The organism is Pseudomonas sp. FFPRI_1, assembly GCF_055384485.1.
In genome coordinates, this window is the sequence record NZ_AP029168.1 from 6,373,066 (window position 1) to 6,386,478 (window position 13,413).

The 13,413-nt window shown below is 58.2% G+C and carries 13 protein-coding genes; 6 read left to right on the forward strand and 7 right to left on the reverse strand.

The annotated features are described in order from the left end of the window. Positions 1-22: 22 nt before the first annotated feature. Together ACZ5BO_RS28435 and ACZ5BO_RS28440 are read right to left on the reverse strand one after the other, a co-directional pair. The gene (locus tag ACZ5BO_RS28435; protein ID WP_025129533.1) at positions 23-1,363 is read right to left on the reverse strand and encodes a sensor histidine kinase; all 1,341 of its coding nucleotides are present in this window, start codon (positions 1,361-1,363) and stop codon (positions 23-25) included. Continuing rightward, positions 1,360-2,070 carry a response regulator gene (locus tag ACZ5BO_RS28440; protein ID WP_025129532.1) on the reverse strand — a complete coding sequence of 237 codons (711 nt, stop codon included), beginning with the start codon at positions 2,068-2,070 and terminating at the stop codon, positions 1,360-1,362. Before ACZ5BO_RS28440 ends, ACZ5BO_RS28435 begins: the two co-directional genes overlap by 4 nt. Before the next feature lie 166 nt (positions 2,071-2,236). Between ACZ5BO_RS28440 and ACZ5BO_RS28445 the strand changes: the two genes are divergently transcribed. The 3 genes from ACZ5BO_RS28445 (at position 2,237) to ACZ5BO_RS28455 (ending at position 3,609) form a co-directional block, all read left to right on the forward strand. After that, complete coding sequence (locus tag ACZ5BO_RS28445; RefSeq protein ID WP_025129531.1) at positions 2,237-3,025, forward strand: MlaA family lipoprotein; 789 nt, start codon at positions 2,237-2,239, stop codon at positions 3,023-3,025. Continuing rightward, positions 3,012-3,287, forward strand: coding sequence for a hypothetical protein (locus ACZ5BO_RS28450; RefSeq protein ID WP_464697116.1), 276 nt, complete (start codon positions 3,012-3,014; stop codon positions 3,285-3,287). Before ACZ5BO_RS28445 ends, ACZ5BO_RS28450 begins: the two co-directional genes overlap by 14 nt. A 154-nt stretch (positions 3,288-3,441) precedes the next feature. Next, positions 3,442-3,609 (forward strand): hypothetical protein, encoded by a 168-nt coding sequence (locus ACZ5BO_RS28455; RefSeq protein WP_464697117.1) that lies wholly within the window; start codon positions 3,442-3,444, stop codon positions 3,607-3,609. A 110-nt stretch (positions 3,610-3,719) separates the two neighbouring features. Here ACZ5BO_RS28455 and ACZ5BO_RS28460 read toward each other — a convergent pair whose 3' ends face one another. Beyond that, positions 3,720-4,397, reverse strand: coding sequence for a MarC family NAAT transporter (locus ACZ5BO_RS28460; RefSeq protein WP_025129529.1), 678 nt, complete (start codon positions 4,395-4,397; stop codon positions 3,720-3,722). A gap of 364 nt (positions 4,398-4,761) precedes the next feature. On the opposite strand from ACZ5BO_RS28460, the gene ACZ5BO_RS28465 reads away from it, so the two are divergent. After that, the gene (locus ACZ5BO_RS28465) at positions 4,762-5,247 is read left to right on the forward strand and encodes an acyl-CoA thioesterase (protein WP_025129528.1); all 486 of its coding nucleotides are present in this window, start codon (positions 4,762-4,764) and stop codon (positions 5,245-5,247) included. 74 nt (positions 5,248-5,321) lie between these two features. Beyond that, positions 5,322-6,983: an FMN-binding glutamate synthase family protein gene (locus ACZ5BO_RS28470; RefSeq protein ID WP_464697118.1), complete on the forward strand. Its 1,662-nt coding sequence runs from the start codon at positions 5,322-5,324 to the stop codon at positions 6,981-6,983. 179 nt (positions 6,984-7,162) lie between these two features. On the opposite strand, the gene ACZ5BO_RS28475 is transcribed toward ACZ5BO_RS28470, so the two are convergent. The 4 genes from ACZ5BO_RS28475 to ACZ5BO_RS28490 all read right to left on the reverse strand — a co-directional run bounded on the left by ACZ5BO_RS28475 (position 7,163) and on the right by ACZ5BO_RS28490 (position 11,456). Further along, the gene (locus tag ACZ5BO_RS28475; protein WP_464697120.1) at positions 7,163-7,435 is read right to left on the reverse strand and encodes a DUF3077 domain-containing protein; all 273 of its coding nucleotides are present in this window, start codon (positions 7,433-7,435) and stop codon (positions 7,163-7,165) included. 395 nt (positions 7,436-7,830) lie between these two features. Continuing rightward, positions 7,831-9,864, reverse strand: a complete 2,034-nt coding sequence (locus ACZ5BO_RS28480) for a hypothetical protein (protein WP_464697121.1) — start codon at positions 9,862-9,864, stop codon at positions 7,831-7,833. 998 nt (positions 9,865-10,862) lie between these two features. Beyond that, a complete protein-coding gene (locus tag ACZ5BO_RS28485; RefSeq protein ID WP_464697123.1) occupies positions 10,863-11,036 on the reverse strand; it encodes a type II toxin-antitoxin system Phd/YefM family antitoxin in 174 nt (57 codons plus the stop codon). Between the two features lie 132 nt (positions 11,037-11,168). Beyond that, on the reverse strand, positions 11,169-11,456 hold the full coding sequence (locus ACZ5BO_RS28490) for a hypothetical protein (RefSeq protein WP_464697124.1): 288 nt from the start codon (positions 11,454-11,456) through the stop codon (positions 11,169-11,171). A gap of 5 nt (positions 11,457-11,461) precedes the next feature. On the opposite strand from ACZ5BO_RS28490, the gene ACZ5BO_RS28495 reads away from it, so the two are divergent. Continuing rightward, a complete protein-coding gene (locus tag ACZ5BO_RS28495) occupies positions 11,462-13,387 on the forward strand; it encodes an alkaline phosphatase D family protein (protein ID WP_464697125.1) in 1,926 nt (641 codons plus the stop codon). Positions 13,388-13,413: the final 26 nt, after the last annotated feature.

Here is a 13,413-nt window from a genome sequence, read left to right on the forward strand (position 1 = left end):
CCTTGGCCGTTGCCGGCGGGGTCTACAGCGGCAACTCCACCCGGGCCTCCAGCCCCCCGCCTGCGCGGTTGAACAGGCGCAACTCACCGCCATGCTCACGCACGATCGCCCGAGCCGATGACAGCCCCAGGCCCACACCGCCTGTGCTCTTGTTGCGTGAGCTCTCCAGGCGGAAGAACGGCGTGAACACCTGTTCCAATGCCTGCGATGGAATGCCCGGTCCACGATCCAGCACCCGCACCCGCAGTTGATCCGGGCCCTGCTCCAGCAGGATCACCGGCTCGGCACCGTACTTGAGTGCGTTATCCAGCAGGTTGGTCATCACCCGCTTCAGTCCCAGGGGCCGGCCGCAATACACCAGGCGCGGCGGGCCGCTGAAAACGATCGGAATCGACTGGTCGCGGTAGTCGTCCACCAGGGTCTGCAGCAGCTCCGCCAGATCGAACTGCGTGGCCTGCTCCAGCCGCGCATCATCGCGAAAGAACTCCAGGGCCGAGTTGATCATCGCCTGCATCTCGTCGACATCGCGAAACAGCCGTTGCTGCTGATCCTCGTCCTCGATGAACTCCCCGCGCAGGCGCATGCGGGTCAAGGGTGTGCGCAGGTCATGGGAAATCGCCGCGAGCATCTGCGTGCGGTCCTTGATGAAGTGCTGCAACTGCGCCTGCATGGCGTTGAAGGCGAGGATCGCCTGGCGGATTTCATGGGGCCCCACCGGTTCGATGGGCGGTGCGCGAAAGTCCACGGCAAAGCGTCGGGCTCCCTGGGCGAACTGCTGCAGCGGCTTGGCCAGGCGCCGGGTGGCGATCAACGCCACCAGACCGGTGGAGATCAGCACCAGGACAATCACGATCAGGTTGCGCGTGCCTTCCTCCAGCCCCCAACTGCGGGAAGCCGAGGAAAACATCAGCCAGGACTGATCGGTCAATTGCACCAGCAACGCGTAACGCCCGTCTGGGCCCGGCCAGTCGCTGGGCTGGTAGGCCTCGATGTGCCGCATGGGGGGTTGCAGCAAGGCACGAATGGCCTCCGATCCAGTGCCGTATTCCGGATCGTCCACCGGCGGCAGATAGAGCCCCTGGCGCTCCTGCTGCCAGGTGACGCCCAGGCGCTCGCTGCTGACCGCCGCCGCCAGCCGCGGGCGCTGCGCCGGCTCCGAGGCCTCGATCATGTGCACGATGGCGGAAGATTTTTCCAGCAGCCCGGTTTCCGCCAGCGGCGGATAGGCCCAGACCCCGGCCAACTGCACGAACAGCGCGTTGAAGGCCAGGGCGGTGAGCATCGCCATGATGATGGTCAGGGCGATCCAGCGCGCCACCGTGTCCCGCAGGCGGTAGCGCCACAAGGGCCTGATCAGTTTCATTGACGGCTCACGCTGGGGGTGAACAGGTAGCCGCCATTGCGCACGGTGCGAATCATCGCCGGGCGCTTGGTGTCGAACTCCAGCTTGCGCCGCAGGCGGCTGACCTGCACATCGATGCTGCGATCGAAGGCGTCATGGGCCTGGCCACGAGCCAGGTCGAGCAACTGCTCGCGGGTGAGGATGCGCTGCGGGTGCTCGACAAACACCAGCAGCAGGTCGAACTCCCCCGCCGACAACGGAATCATCACCTGGTCCGGGGAGCGCAATTCGCGGCGGGTCAGGTCCAGTTGCCAGTCGGCAAAGCGAATCAGCGGCCTGGGCAGCTCGCCGCTCACCGGCCGGTTTTCACCCGCACGGCGCAGCACTGCCCGTACCCGCGCCAGCAGCTCACGGGCATCGAACGGCTTGCTCAGGTAATCGTCGGCGCCCATCTCCAGGCCCACCACCCGGTCGCTCAACTCGCCCATGGCGGTCAGCATGATCACCGGTGTGGCGTAGCGCTGGCGCAAGCGCTGGCACAGGGTCAGGCCGTTGTCGCCGGGAAGCATCAGGTCAAGGATGATCAAGTCCGGCGCTTCGCGCTCCATGGCCGCCCACAGTGAAGCACCATCAGTGGCCACCGTGACCTGATAGCCCTGTTGGACAAAAAATTTCTTCAGCAGCGCGAGGACTTCAAGGTCGTCGTCCACGATCAAAAGACTGCTCACCAGAGGCATCACTTAAGAGGTTCAGGACAGGTTATTCAAAACCATTCGACGCACCCCGTCATTTATTTCAATACCGCAACAAACCTTCAACCACGCAATAAAGAGGAAATCTTTGCGCAAAATGCGCATGCCAGCATCGGCCTCCCCCTTTGGAGCCCTGCCGTTCATGCCCGTCCTCAACCGTCGCGCCGCCCTTGTCCGTCACACTGCCCTGCTGCTGAGTGCAGCCTATCTGGCGGGCTGCAGCAGCCCTCCCCCGCGCGAGGCCAGCCTCTGTGCCCCGGTCAGCGATGCGGTGCACGACCCGGCGCAATCCTTCAACCGCAGCGTGTTCGCCTTCAACCGCACCGTCGACGACTACGCCCTGGCCCCGGTTGCACGCGGCTACCGCCACCTGCCGGACTTCATGCAACAGGGCGTACACAACTTCGCGAGCAACTTCGGCGAGCCCAAGGTCTTCATCAACGATGTGCTGCAAGGTAATGCGCAGCGCTCGGTCAACACCCTCGGGCGCTTTGCCCTCAATACCACGGTGGGCGTGCTGGGGTTGATCAACGTGTCCGACCCGGCGGGCATCCCGCGCCACACCTCCGACTTCGGCCAGACCTTCGGCGTCTGGGGTATCGGCGACGGCCCCATCGTCGAACTGCCGCTGCTGGGCAACGGCAACAGCCGTGACTCGGTGGGCAAGGTGCTGAACCTGGTGGTCGACCCGTTCGGCGACCACAGCGACACCCTGCGCACCCTGAACACCGTGGCCCTGGTCGGCGGCACCATCGATGGCCGCGCCACCCTGCTGCCGCTCACCGACAGTTTGCAGCAACTGCCCGACTACTACGGCGCGATGCGCAGCGTCATTGCCGAACACCGCGCGGCCTTCGTGCGTGAAGGCCAGTTGGGCCTCACCGAACCCGCCAAACACCACTGCGAGGGCTCCACCCATGATGACTTCTGAACACCCGGCGCTGATCCTGCTGCAACGCGTGGCCAAACAGGGCGACAACGCCCTGCACTGCCGCGAAGTCAGCCTGCAGTTGTCGATCGATCAGCAGCACCTGATCCTCAGCCGCTACACCGAACGCTACAGCCCCGAAGGCCGGCACTGGGTGGAGCGCAAGCACCGGGTCAGTGTGACGGAGCTGATGCGCTGGGTAATCGAGCAGGGAGAACCGCAGGCACTGGTGCAGAGTACAGAACCGCGAAAGGCAATGGCCTAGGGATCAGCGTATCCAGGACGCCACCTGAATCCTGGCTTTCGAGCGGATAACTCTGAAAAAGCCAACGATGAATCTGACCTGTATTGTTTTACAAAAATGCAGCGCCATGTCCTTTCTGTCACTCATTTCGGTGACCTGCCAAAGGAGATTCACAATGACTGCAATCACAGCAAAAGTGGGTGAAAAATGCCCACAAGGTGGTACCTGGCATCCTGTTGGCAATACCCGCGACACCCGCTCGATCGGCGTTAATAACATCATGCCTCCCACGCCTAATGGTGAAGCCCACTGGGTACTGCAAAAGGCCACTGGCGATCATTGATATCGAGTAGCTCCATCATGCTTTGCGCGCAAGCCCTCCCCCCAGTTTCTGGCGGAGGGCTTTTTACCTGGCGAGGAATGTCCCGGTACGACGCGTCATTGCACGGGCACTCAATGCACCGTCGCCCCGGCCACCAGTTCCAGACCGCCGTTGATGACGAACTGCACACCCATGCCCACCAGCAGAAAACCCACGACCCTGGAGATCGCATCGATCCCCGATTCGCCGAGCACCTTCATGATCTGCCCCGAGCAGCGCAGGGCCACCCAGAAGATCAGCGCCGTCAACAGGGTCACGGTGACCACCGCACCGTGGATCACCCAGGGAATTTCACCGTAGGTCGATTGCAGGGTCGAGGCCGAACTGACAATCAAGGCAATGGTCCCGGGCCCGGCGGTGCCCGGCAGAGCCAGGGGCACGAAGGACAGGTCGCGGTAGTTGGGCAGGACCTTGTCCTGGTCCGACAGCAGGTCATGCTGCAGTGCGGTTTCATCAAGGTTGTTCTTGGGGAACAGCATGGTGAAGCCCAGGTAGGTCACGATCAGCCCACCGGCAATCCGCAACCCGGGAATGGAGATGCCGAACACCTTCATCACCAGGCTGCCACCGTAGAAACTCACCAGCATGATCAGCGCGACATACAGGCTGGCCTTGAAGATCTGCCGGTTGCGCTCTGCCACCGACAGGCTGGAACCGAGCCCCAGCAGCAGGGAAATGCTGGTCAGCGGGTTGGCCACCGGCAACACGGCCACCAGGCCGATTGCCACGTTATGCAGGTACTCATTCATCAACACACCCCAAGGCTCATGACGATCGAGCGCAGGTCGCCGTCGTCGTTCCAGTGTTTGCCCGTGCCCCTGCCGGACCTTGCAGGCGCAGCCGCAAGGCAGTCAGGACACGGCTGCGTTGCCGAATCCTAACTGAGACATTCTGTCGCATTGTTGCAAAAGCGGAGAAAGACTCTCACAAATCGTTAGCTAGCTAACGAAAAAACCGATTGTTAGACTCAGCGCCACGGCCTGACCACTGGCGCAAAGTATCAGGCTAGAGCCATTCCTGCGGTACTGCGAGGAAACCGGTGCAAACCGCTCCTGCATGCCCGAAGGGGCGACAGACCACCCACAACGCTCCACTGATGGCATGAGGAACACCATGGAACCTGGCAGCTATCAATTGACCATGAGCGTGCTCATGACCCCGGACAAGGCCAACTTCTCCGGCAATGTCCATGGCGGCGCCCTGCTCAAGATGCTCGACGAAGTGGCCTTTGCCTGCGCCAAGCGCTATGCCGGGCGCTACGTGGTGACCCTCTCGGTGGACCAGGTGATGTTCCGCGAACCGATCCGCATCGGCGAACTGGTGACCTTCCTCGCCTCGGTCAACTACACCGGACGCAGCTCCATGGAAGTCGGGCTCAAGGTGATGACCGAGAACATCCACGAACGCAGCGTGCGCCACACCAACAGCTGCTACTTCACCATGGTCGCGGTGGATGAAAACGGCACGCCGGTGCCGGTTCGCCCATTGACCCCGGAAACCGCCGTGGAAAAACGCCGCCATGCCAAGGCCCAGCAGCGGCGCCTGCAACGCCAGGAACTGCAGGCCCGCTACGACGCCCTGAAAACCCTTCCCGCCTGACATCCGCACCCGCCTGCGCGCCGCAGCCGCTCTGAACATGGCCCACCCACGCCACCGTGATAAGGAAACCCTGCATGAAACTGTCGTTATTGAGCCGTTACTCATGCTTCACCCTGTGCATTGTCCTGGCCCTCGGCGGCCTGCTGCTGGCCTCGCGTGTTCCCGGTTGGTGGCCGCTGACCCTGGTGGCCACCGCCCTCAGCCTGCTGGGCCTGTATGACCTGCGCCAGACCCGGCACGCGGTGCGCCGCAACTACCCAGTGATCGGCAACATCCGCTACCTGGTGGAACGGGTGCGCCCGGAGCTGCGCCAGTACCTGCTCGAAGGCGATGACGAACAACTGCCCTTTTCCCGCACCCAGCGTTCCCTGGTGTATGCCCGGGCCAAGAACCAGAGCGCGGAAAAAGCCTTCGGCACCCTGCGCGACGTGTACCAGACCGGCTTCGAATTCATCGGCCACTCCATGACCCCGGCCGAACCGCGCGACCCCATGGAGTTTCGCATCACCGTCGGCGGCCCGCAGTGCAGCCAGCCCTACAGCGCTTCGATCTTCAATATCTCGGCGATGAGCTTCGGCGCCCTCAGCGCCAACGCCATCCGCGCCCTGAACAAGGGCGCCAAGCTCGGCGGCTTCGCCCACGACACCGGCGAAGGCAGTATCAGCCCCTACCACCGCGAGCACGCCGGCGACCTGATCTGGGAACTGGGCAGCGGCTACTTCGGCTGCCGTGATGAGCAGGGGCGGTTTGATCCCGAACGCTTCACCACCCAGGCCCAGAGCCCCCAGGTGCGGATGATCGAGATCAAGCTCAGCCAGGGTGCCAAGCCCGGCCACGGCGGGATTCTGCCCAAGCACAAGGTCACCGCCGAAATCGCCAGCACCCGCGGCGTATCCATGGACCAGGACTGTGTCTCGCCGGCTCGCCACAGCGAGTTCTCCACGCCCTTGGAACTGCTGCGCTTCGTCGCCCGGCTGCGCGAACTGTCCAGCGGCAAGCCGGTGGGCTTCAAGTTGTGCCTGGGCCAGCCCTGGGAATTCATGGCCATCGCCAAGGCCATGCTGCAGAGCGGGATCCTGCCGGACTTCATCGTGGTCGACGGCAGCGAAGGCGGTACCGGCGCCGCGCCCCGCGAATTCAGCGACAACATCGGCATGCCCCTGCGCGAAGGCTTGCTGTTTGTCCACAACACCCTGGTGGGCCTGAACCTGCGGGACAAGATTCGCCTGGGGGCCAGCGGCAAGATCATCAGCGCCTTCGACATCGCTGCGGTGCTGGCCCTGGGCGCCGACTGGGCCAACTCGGCGCGTGGCTTCATGTTCGCGGTGGGCTGCATCCAGTCGCAGTCCTGCCACACCAACAAATGCCCCACCGGGGTAGCCACCCAGGACCCGCTGCGCCAACAGGCGCTGGTGGTGCCGGACAAGGCGGCGCGGGTCTACAACTTCCACCGCAACACCCTGATCGCCCTCTCGGAAATGATCGCCGCCGCCGGCCTGCAGCACCCTTGGCAACTGAATGCCGAACACCTGGTACGGCGAGTGAGCGATACCCAAGTGCGCCTCTACTCCCAGACCCACGTGTTCCTCAAGGCCGGTGAACTGCTCAACGGCCGCTGCAGCAGCGAGTTTTACCTGCGCATGTGGGCAACAGCCCAGGCCGAAAGCTTCGAAGCCGCGCGGCCGGAGCAGCAACGGCAATTGCTGATTGAACCTGCAGAGACTGAAGTGGCGTGAGAGGTCGCGGTCACCAGTGCGGGCAGCGTTGTGTTCAGGATCAGGAGCCCCGGTCCGATTGGATCGGGACTTCTTATTGATGCCGGGAAAGTACCGACGAAGCGGCGGACGCGGCCGACTAGATCGGCTTATCCGCCTCATAAGCGTGAAGGCCCCAAAGAGCCCTCAGGCCTATCACCTCAAGATCGACAAGCTGCCTCGTCTGGCCACTCGCCCAGGCACAGATCGTCCACCACCGCCTTGCCCATCTCGCTGAAATAATGTGCCGCCCAGGCGTAGCGATCGTCCCGCTCCAGAGCGGCCTCCCGCGCCAGATGCTTGGCCTGGAACAGCAACTGCGACACCTGTTCCAAGGCATCACGCAGCGGCACATCCGGATTGACCCGGAACAGCGAATGCCCGGTTTCGCCACAAGGGGCGAAGGCGACATGGCCGAGGGTCTTGATGGTCATTGCGCACCTCCGGCGTGGGCCTGGGTGCAAGGGCGAATGGGGTGAAGATATTGAGTTGAAACGTCCATGCGACTAACTCCTATACCTGATGAAGAGCTGCCACATTCGTTTCCAAGCGAAAGGGTGGCAGCTGTACGCAGGTTGGAAAACCGGGGGTATAGGACCCGGCAGGACCGAAGTCCTCCCGCGCACAGCCGCCATGACACGAAAAACTGCAGGCAAAAAAATAGCGCCTGCAATCGTGATCTGGGCGCTTATGCGCCTATACCTATGCGGGTTTCCAAGCCCGGTCGCTGAGTTTGCAGCGACTGACAAAGAGTAGGGATATATTTGTGTCTACGCAATAGTTTCTAGACCTAATTAATGTCATAAAAATTCAATCCTATCTAAACAAATCAAATTACAAAACCCACATCTGAAATGTGGCTCTCTATATCATCAACCACAACCAACTTAAACTCATAATTCCGCTCAAGACGATCACGAAAAGTCAAGTTCAAAGGCGTCAGCCTCGAATAAATAAACTTATACTCCCCTTCACCCAAGCAAGGTAGTTTTATGCTTTTAAGAGCAAAACTATTTTCATCATCAAGAACTTGCGGCGGCGCCATTAAATACTTAAAGAAATTCGCCTGCATTTCATCAAATGAAGTGTAGAGCTCAAACCAAGCCAAATGCCTAGTTCGCCCGCCAGTGTTAATTGAAAACATAGGAAACTCATTGCTATCAAAATAACGCTCTATAATTTTTTCATCTACGACTGGTACATCAAGAATCGGAAAGCCTGAATGTATCTTATTACTACCAATCACAACTGGCAAAAACTCATACTCTTGACCAGCGTCAAAAGACCAACCTAAAGACTCAAATACAGCCTCTATATTGCTTTCAAAAAACAGAGCCTTTCTTTTAGCCTGTTCTGCCGCACCCTTTAATATACCTAATGTCCGATAATAGGATATTGGTGAATCAGTAGTAACTATAGACTTAGCCTCACCAACCAGTATTACCCTACCAATCCTGAGCAATACATCAATTTCTTCCTCTTGACCACCACGCAACTTTATACGCTTCGAAACAGCCTTATCTTTATCCAGAACCAACTTATTACCAAATAAGCTTTCATTAATTCCCTCAAGTGCGCTTTCTTCAAAAGCTGCACCTTTCTCTTGCAAATCCACATTCAATTCAACTAACCAGTGCTCTACAACTCTAGTCAATACAGGATGAGAAAGGGCACTAATCAAAAGACACAACTCATTATTTCCAGTCTCAACTATTGGATGACACCACAAATCATTACCAGAGTGCTTGTATGCAAAAAAATTAATTATTTTTCGACACTTCAAAAAACTAAATTTTGTTGTTTTTTGCAGAGCAATCAACAAATCCTGTTTATTCACTCTGACACAAAATTCTTGGAGTTTGCTTGAATTAAAAAAGCTGTCATCTTTCGGAAATCTCTCCATATATTGATGACTAAGTAAAACCAAGACCCTAAAAACTTCCAACGCTTCAGATATAGAGAAACCAGCCTCATGCTCAACATCGAGAAATTTTTTTGGAAATTCGTCAAAAAGAAGCAAAGATGTAGCTTTAAATTTTGAATTCATCGCCTGCAGACGTTCAGAGGCTTTCCCAACCGCCTTTACTGAGAAATTCTTTTTCCTCCCACTACCAGACAATTCCGCATAAAACCCACTTTTATAAAACTCAGCAACCCCAAGAGAAGACAGCATAGCTCCAGCATGGGCGCTCAAACGAATCTTTCTAATTTGAGAGACTTCATGCGCCACTTCATCACGACTAGAAGTCTGTCGAACCTCATAAATTTTATTCGCCTCATCCACCACTAAAAACTCAAACCCACCCCACAATAAAGCTTGCCAATACGCTTCATACATACCATATAACTGGGAGAGATAAACCTCTCTTTCTATAAATTCAAGTATATTCTTTGGCTCCTCCCCTACCGGCACTTCCCTTCCTAAATTAATTCTACCAACACACGAGGAAATCGCCTTCTCCAACCCATCTACCACGCCATGCGCCACTTCATCCAAGGTAATTTCATTACCCATCTTATTATTATCAACAGTCAAACTAAATAAATTAGCAGCCTTATCAATCTTTAAGGCTTTAATCCTATTCAAAACAGCAACATCGCGATTAGACAGAGAAAATAAAAGCTCTAGGTATTTTTTATTGTCAACTCTTGGAAAATGCTTTTTATACAACTCACCTAGAGCAACTCTAATCCCTCCTAAAACCTCATGAAAAACTCTCCCTGCCAAATAGAAACTTTTATCTTCATCAGTCTCCTCATTCACCTCCACCCAAGCACTATCCCACTTACCTAGGTCAAACTTTCGATGAGTAGGAGAAAAGACCCTACCCTTTCTAACCTCTTCTTTAAACATCCGAGTCATAAAATAGCTCCACAATAATAAAAACCACCACCAACAAAAAATAATTAAAACATAAAAACCAGTCGACAGCATTACAACAAAGACACCTCACCGCCCCTCCACCCGCCAATTTTCACCTAGTCAATGGTGAACTATAGCTAAATAAAAAATTTTCAAATCAGTGAACTCTATATTCTAGCTTTACTGGCAGGTCATACATCACCACACGCCAAACACCCCACCTCCACCGAATACACCCGAAACGTTAACGCCGCCGGCAGTGTCACCCCAGCAATCAACGGTCCGATTCCGGCTCCGAAATCCCGTCACACCGCATTAGCCGCCAAGACCCTGACCCGCCCTGGGTCGGGATGACGCTGCATCACCACCAACGGCAATTCAGCACCAGGGCACCACCCACCATCAGCCAGTGCCAACCCAATCTAGGCCTCGCAGGTCAGCAGGGCGAAGATGCAACATCCGTGTCGCACCTCAATGTTTCGCAGCGATGCCATCCAGCGGGCTGAGACATAGCGCAGGGCCAGCAGCACACCAGAATCGCATTACCCGCATCAGTCGTTCGGCCAGCAGTAATGAACAGGTCCTCAGATAAGGACCACACCGCCACACTGTCGGGCTTTTGAAAGCTCCGAGGCGAGCGGACCAGCGGCCGCTTGATCATCCCTTGCCCGAACTGCACAAATACTACGCGGCCAGCAATACCGCGCCCGAGGCTCAAGTATTTATCGAGTGGATGCTGACGCAGATTCAGCAGGATGGTGTGGATAACCTGGCGCAGCTAACTCGTAGATAAAAATACCGCCACGGATTTTCAACTCAGCCACTCAGAGTGGCAGCCTCGTAAACCTCATCACTGCGCCAGGCACCCACGCACAGGATCAAGAAGATCTCAGTGCCAGTAATGCGGTAGAGGACTCGTCTCCCTCAGCCGCTCCCAATCATCCAAGGTATTGTTCTACTTCGGGTTGAAACAGCAGGTTCCACTTCCTTGTAATTACCTACTTGAAACGAGCCTCCATGCCTTCAAGGCTCACGGTATCCCTCTTACCCAAGGTGGACAGACGCTCAATGGCCAAGCGTTCGGCGCGAAGGTCTTTGAGTTCGTCTTTCAGGGCTTGGTAGGCGTCAACACCAAGCAGCACAGCCGCCGGTTCGTTGTCCTTGAAAATCACCAGATGCGTGACCGCTCCGCTGGTGACCTCCTACTATTTCGCGCTGAAACCGCGAGCCATTGCGCTGGCAGACACGGCCTGCTCTGCGCGATCTAGAAGTGCGCTCATGGGTTTAATGCCTCGCTTGAGTAGTCAGGTATCAACGGGGTCGTTCGGATTCAGGAACGACTGATAAAAGAGCACTTCAAATAAACGTAACTTCATGGCTAAAACAATACGTACAACCTGACTATGACAAACGGTCGCCTCCAAACGCTGCGGGCCTGCGCCGAATCTGCCCTTCTGGGGGTTGAGCGCAAATGACGGCCAAGACCAATAAACAATCGGATACAAAAGCCCTGATCCAATGCTCACCGCCGACATTTCTTCAACATCGACCGCGCTACTATTGCGCCCCTTTCGAACCGCTAGAGTCCCCATTGCACATGCGCCTGACCACACCCGATGCCGCCCTGCCCCCTGTTCTCGCCGGTCCGCTGCTGCGCCGCCTGGAACCGACGCGGCTGGTGTTGTGGCTGGTGGGCTCGCGGCCGTTGGCGCTGACTCTGCGGCTGCAGCCTGCCGCTAGCCCGGCGCTGGACATCCCCCTCGACAGCCAGCAGTGCCAGGTCATCCCCGTGGGGCTGCAGGCCTTTGTCCACCTGATCGACGTGCCCCTGGACCACGCCCTGCCCCAGGACGTGGCGATTGCCTATGACCTGCTGCTCAGCGAGGCCGATGGGCGTGCCTGCGCCATGGCCGAGTGGGCGACACACCTGCTGTACAACGGCAAGCGCCAGCCCGAGTTCGTGCTCCATAGCCGTATCGACAACCTGCTCCACGGTTCCTGCCGCAAGCCTCATCACCCGGCCAATGACGGCCTGCTCTGCGCCGACCGCCTGCTGGCGCAAACCGCCGAGCCTACGGCCCGCCCGGCATTGCTGATGATGAGCGGCGACCAGGTGTATGCCGATGACGTGGCCGGGCCGATGCTGCGGGCGATTCATGCCTTGATCGAGCGCCTGGGCCTGTTCGACGAACACCTGGAAGGCGCGGTGGTGGACAACAGCGCCGCGCTCTATCGGCATCGCGCCAGCTACTACCAGCGCGCCGAATTGCTCCCGGCCCTCAAGAGCAACGAAACCCTGCGCGAGCGGTTTTTTGGCGGGGTGAAAAAACCGATCTTCACCAGCAGCAATGCCGACAACCACCTGGTGACCTTCGCCGAAGTGCTGGCCATGTATCTGCTGGTCTGGTCGCCGCTGCCCTGGACCCTGATCACCCCCACACCGCCGCGACTGTCGCCGGAACAACAGGCACGCTACCGCAAGGAACAAGGGCATATCGACGCCTTCGTCAGCGGCCTGGAAGGCGTGGCCCGGGTCTGCGCGCACCTGTCATGCCTGATGATCTTCGACGACCACGACATCACCGATGACTGGAACCTCAGTGCCCAATGGGAGGAAACCGCCTACGGCCATCCGTTTTCCAAGCGCATCATCGGCAACGCCCTGCTGGCCTACCTGCTGTGCCAGGGCTGGGGCAACAACCCGGATGCCTTCGGCCCGCTGCTGGAACAGACCCGGGCCTTGAGCGCCACCGCGCACCACCGACAACAACTGGACTGCCGCGCCCAGGATGAATTGATCGACCAGCTACTGCGCTTCCAGCAATGGCACTACGTACTGCCCAGCACCCCGGCGCTGGTGGTACTGGACACCCGCACCCGACGCTGGCGCAGCGAGTTCAACCTGTCCCAGCCCTCGGGGCTGCTGGACTGGGAAGCCCTGAGCGAGTTGCAGCACGAACTGCTGGACCATCCCTCGGCGATCATCGTCTCCCCGGCGCCGATCTTCGGCGTCAAGCTGATCGAGACGGTGCAGAAAGTCTTCAGCTGGTGCGGCTACCCACTGCTGGTGGACGCGGAAAACTGGATGGCCCACCGCGGCTCGGCCCAGGTGATCCTGAATATTTTCCGCCACTCACGCACCCCGGGCAGCTACGTGATTCTCTCCGGCGATGTGCACTATTCCTTCGTCTACGAAGTACTGATCCGCCATCGCCAGGGCGGCCCGCGGATTTGGCAGATCACCAGCAGCGGCATCAAGAACGAGTTTCCCGCGGCGCTGCTGGAATGGTTCGACCGCCTCAACCGCTGGCTCTACTCGCCACGTTCGCCATTGAACTGGTTCACCAAGCGCCGGCGCATGAAGGTGATCCCCCATGTGCCCGAGCACGCGGAGGCCGGGGAGCGATTGTGGAACTCGGCGGGAATCGGTCAGGTGTTTTTCAACCCGCAGGGCCAACCGGAAGCGATCTACCAACACAATGCCAATGGCACCCAGCCGACGCGGATGATTGCCCCGAGATAGAATCCACGGTCACCGGCAATCAGGAA

Excerpts from the sequence above, each read along its gene's own strand:
- ACZ5BO_RS28435 (WP_025129533.1), bottom strand. The coding sequence starts at position 1,363 with ATGAAACTGATCAGGCCCTTGTGGCGCTACCGCCTGCGGGACACGGTG.
- ACZ5BO_RS28445 (WP_025129531.1), top strand. The coding sequence starts at position 2,237 with ATGCCCGTCCTCAACCGTCGCGCCGCCCTTGTCCGTCACACTGCCCTG.
- ACZ5BO_RS28450 (WP_464697116.1), top strand. The coding sequence starts at position 3,012 with ATGATGACTTCTGAACACCCGGCGCTGATCCTGCTGCAACGCGTGGCC.
- ACZ5BO_RS28455 (WP_464697117.1), top strand. The coding sequence starts at position 3,442 with ATGACTGCAATCACAGCAAAAGTGGGTGAAAAATGCCCACAAGGTGGT.
- ACZ5BO_RS28460 (WP_025129529.1), bottom strand. The coding sequence starts at position 4,397 with ATGAATGAGTACCTGCATAACGTGGCAATCGGCCTGGTGGCCGTGTTG.
- ACZ5BO_RS28465 (WP_025129528.1), top strand. The coding sequence starts at position 4,762 with ATGGAACCTGGCAGCTATCAATTGACCATGAGCGTGCTCATGACCCCG.
- ACZ5BO_RS28470 (WP_464697118.1), top strand. The coding sequence starts at position 5,322 with ATGAAACTGTCGTTATTGAGCCGTTACTCATGCTTCACCCTGTGCATT.
- ACZ5BO_RS28475 (WP_464697120.1), bottom strand. The coding sequence starts at position 7,435 with ATGACCATCAAGACCCTCGGCCATGTCGCCTTCGCCCCTTGTGGCGAA.
- ACZ5BO_RS28480 (WP_464697121.1), bottom strand. The coding sequence starts at position 9,864 with ATGACTCGGATGTTTAAAGAAGAGGTTAGAAAGGGTAGGGTCTTTTCT.
- ACZ5BO_RS28490 (WP_464697124.1), bottom strand. The coding sequence starts at position 11,456 with ATGGGGACTCTAGCGGTTCGAAAGGGGCGCAATAGTAGCGCGGTCGAT.
- ACZ5BO_RS28495 (WP_464697125.1), top strand. The coding sequence starts at position 11,462 with ATGCGCCTGACCACACCCGATGCCGCCCTGCCCCCTGTTCTCGCCGGT.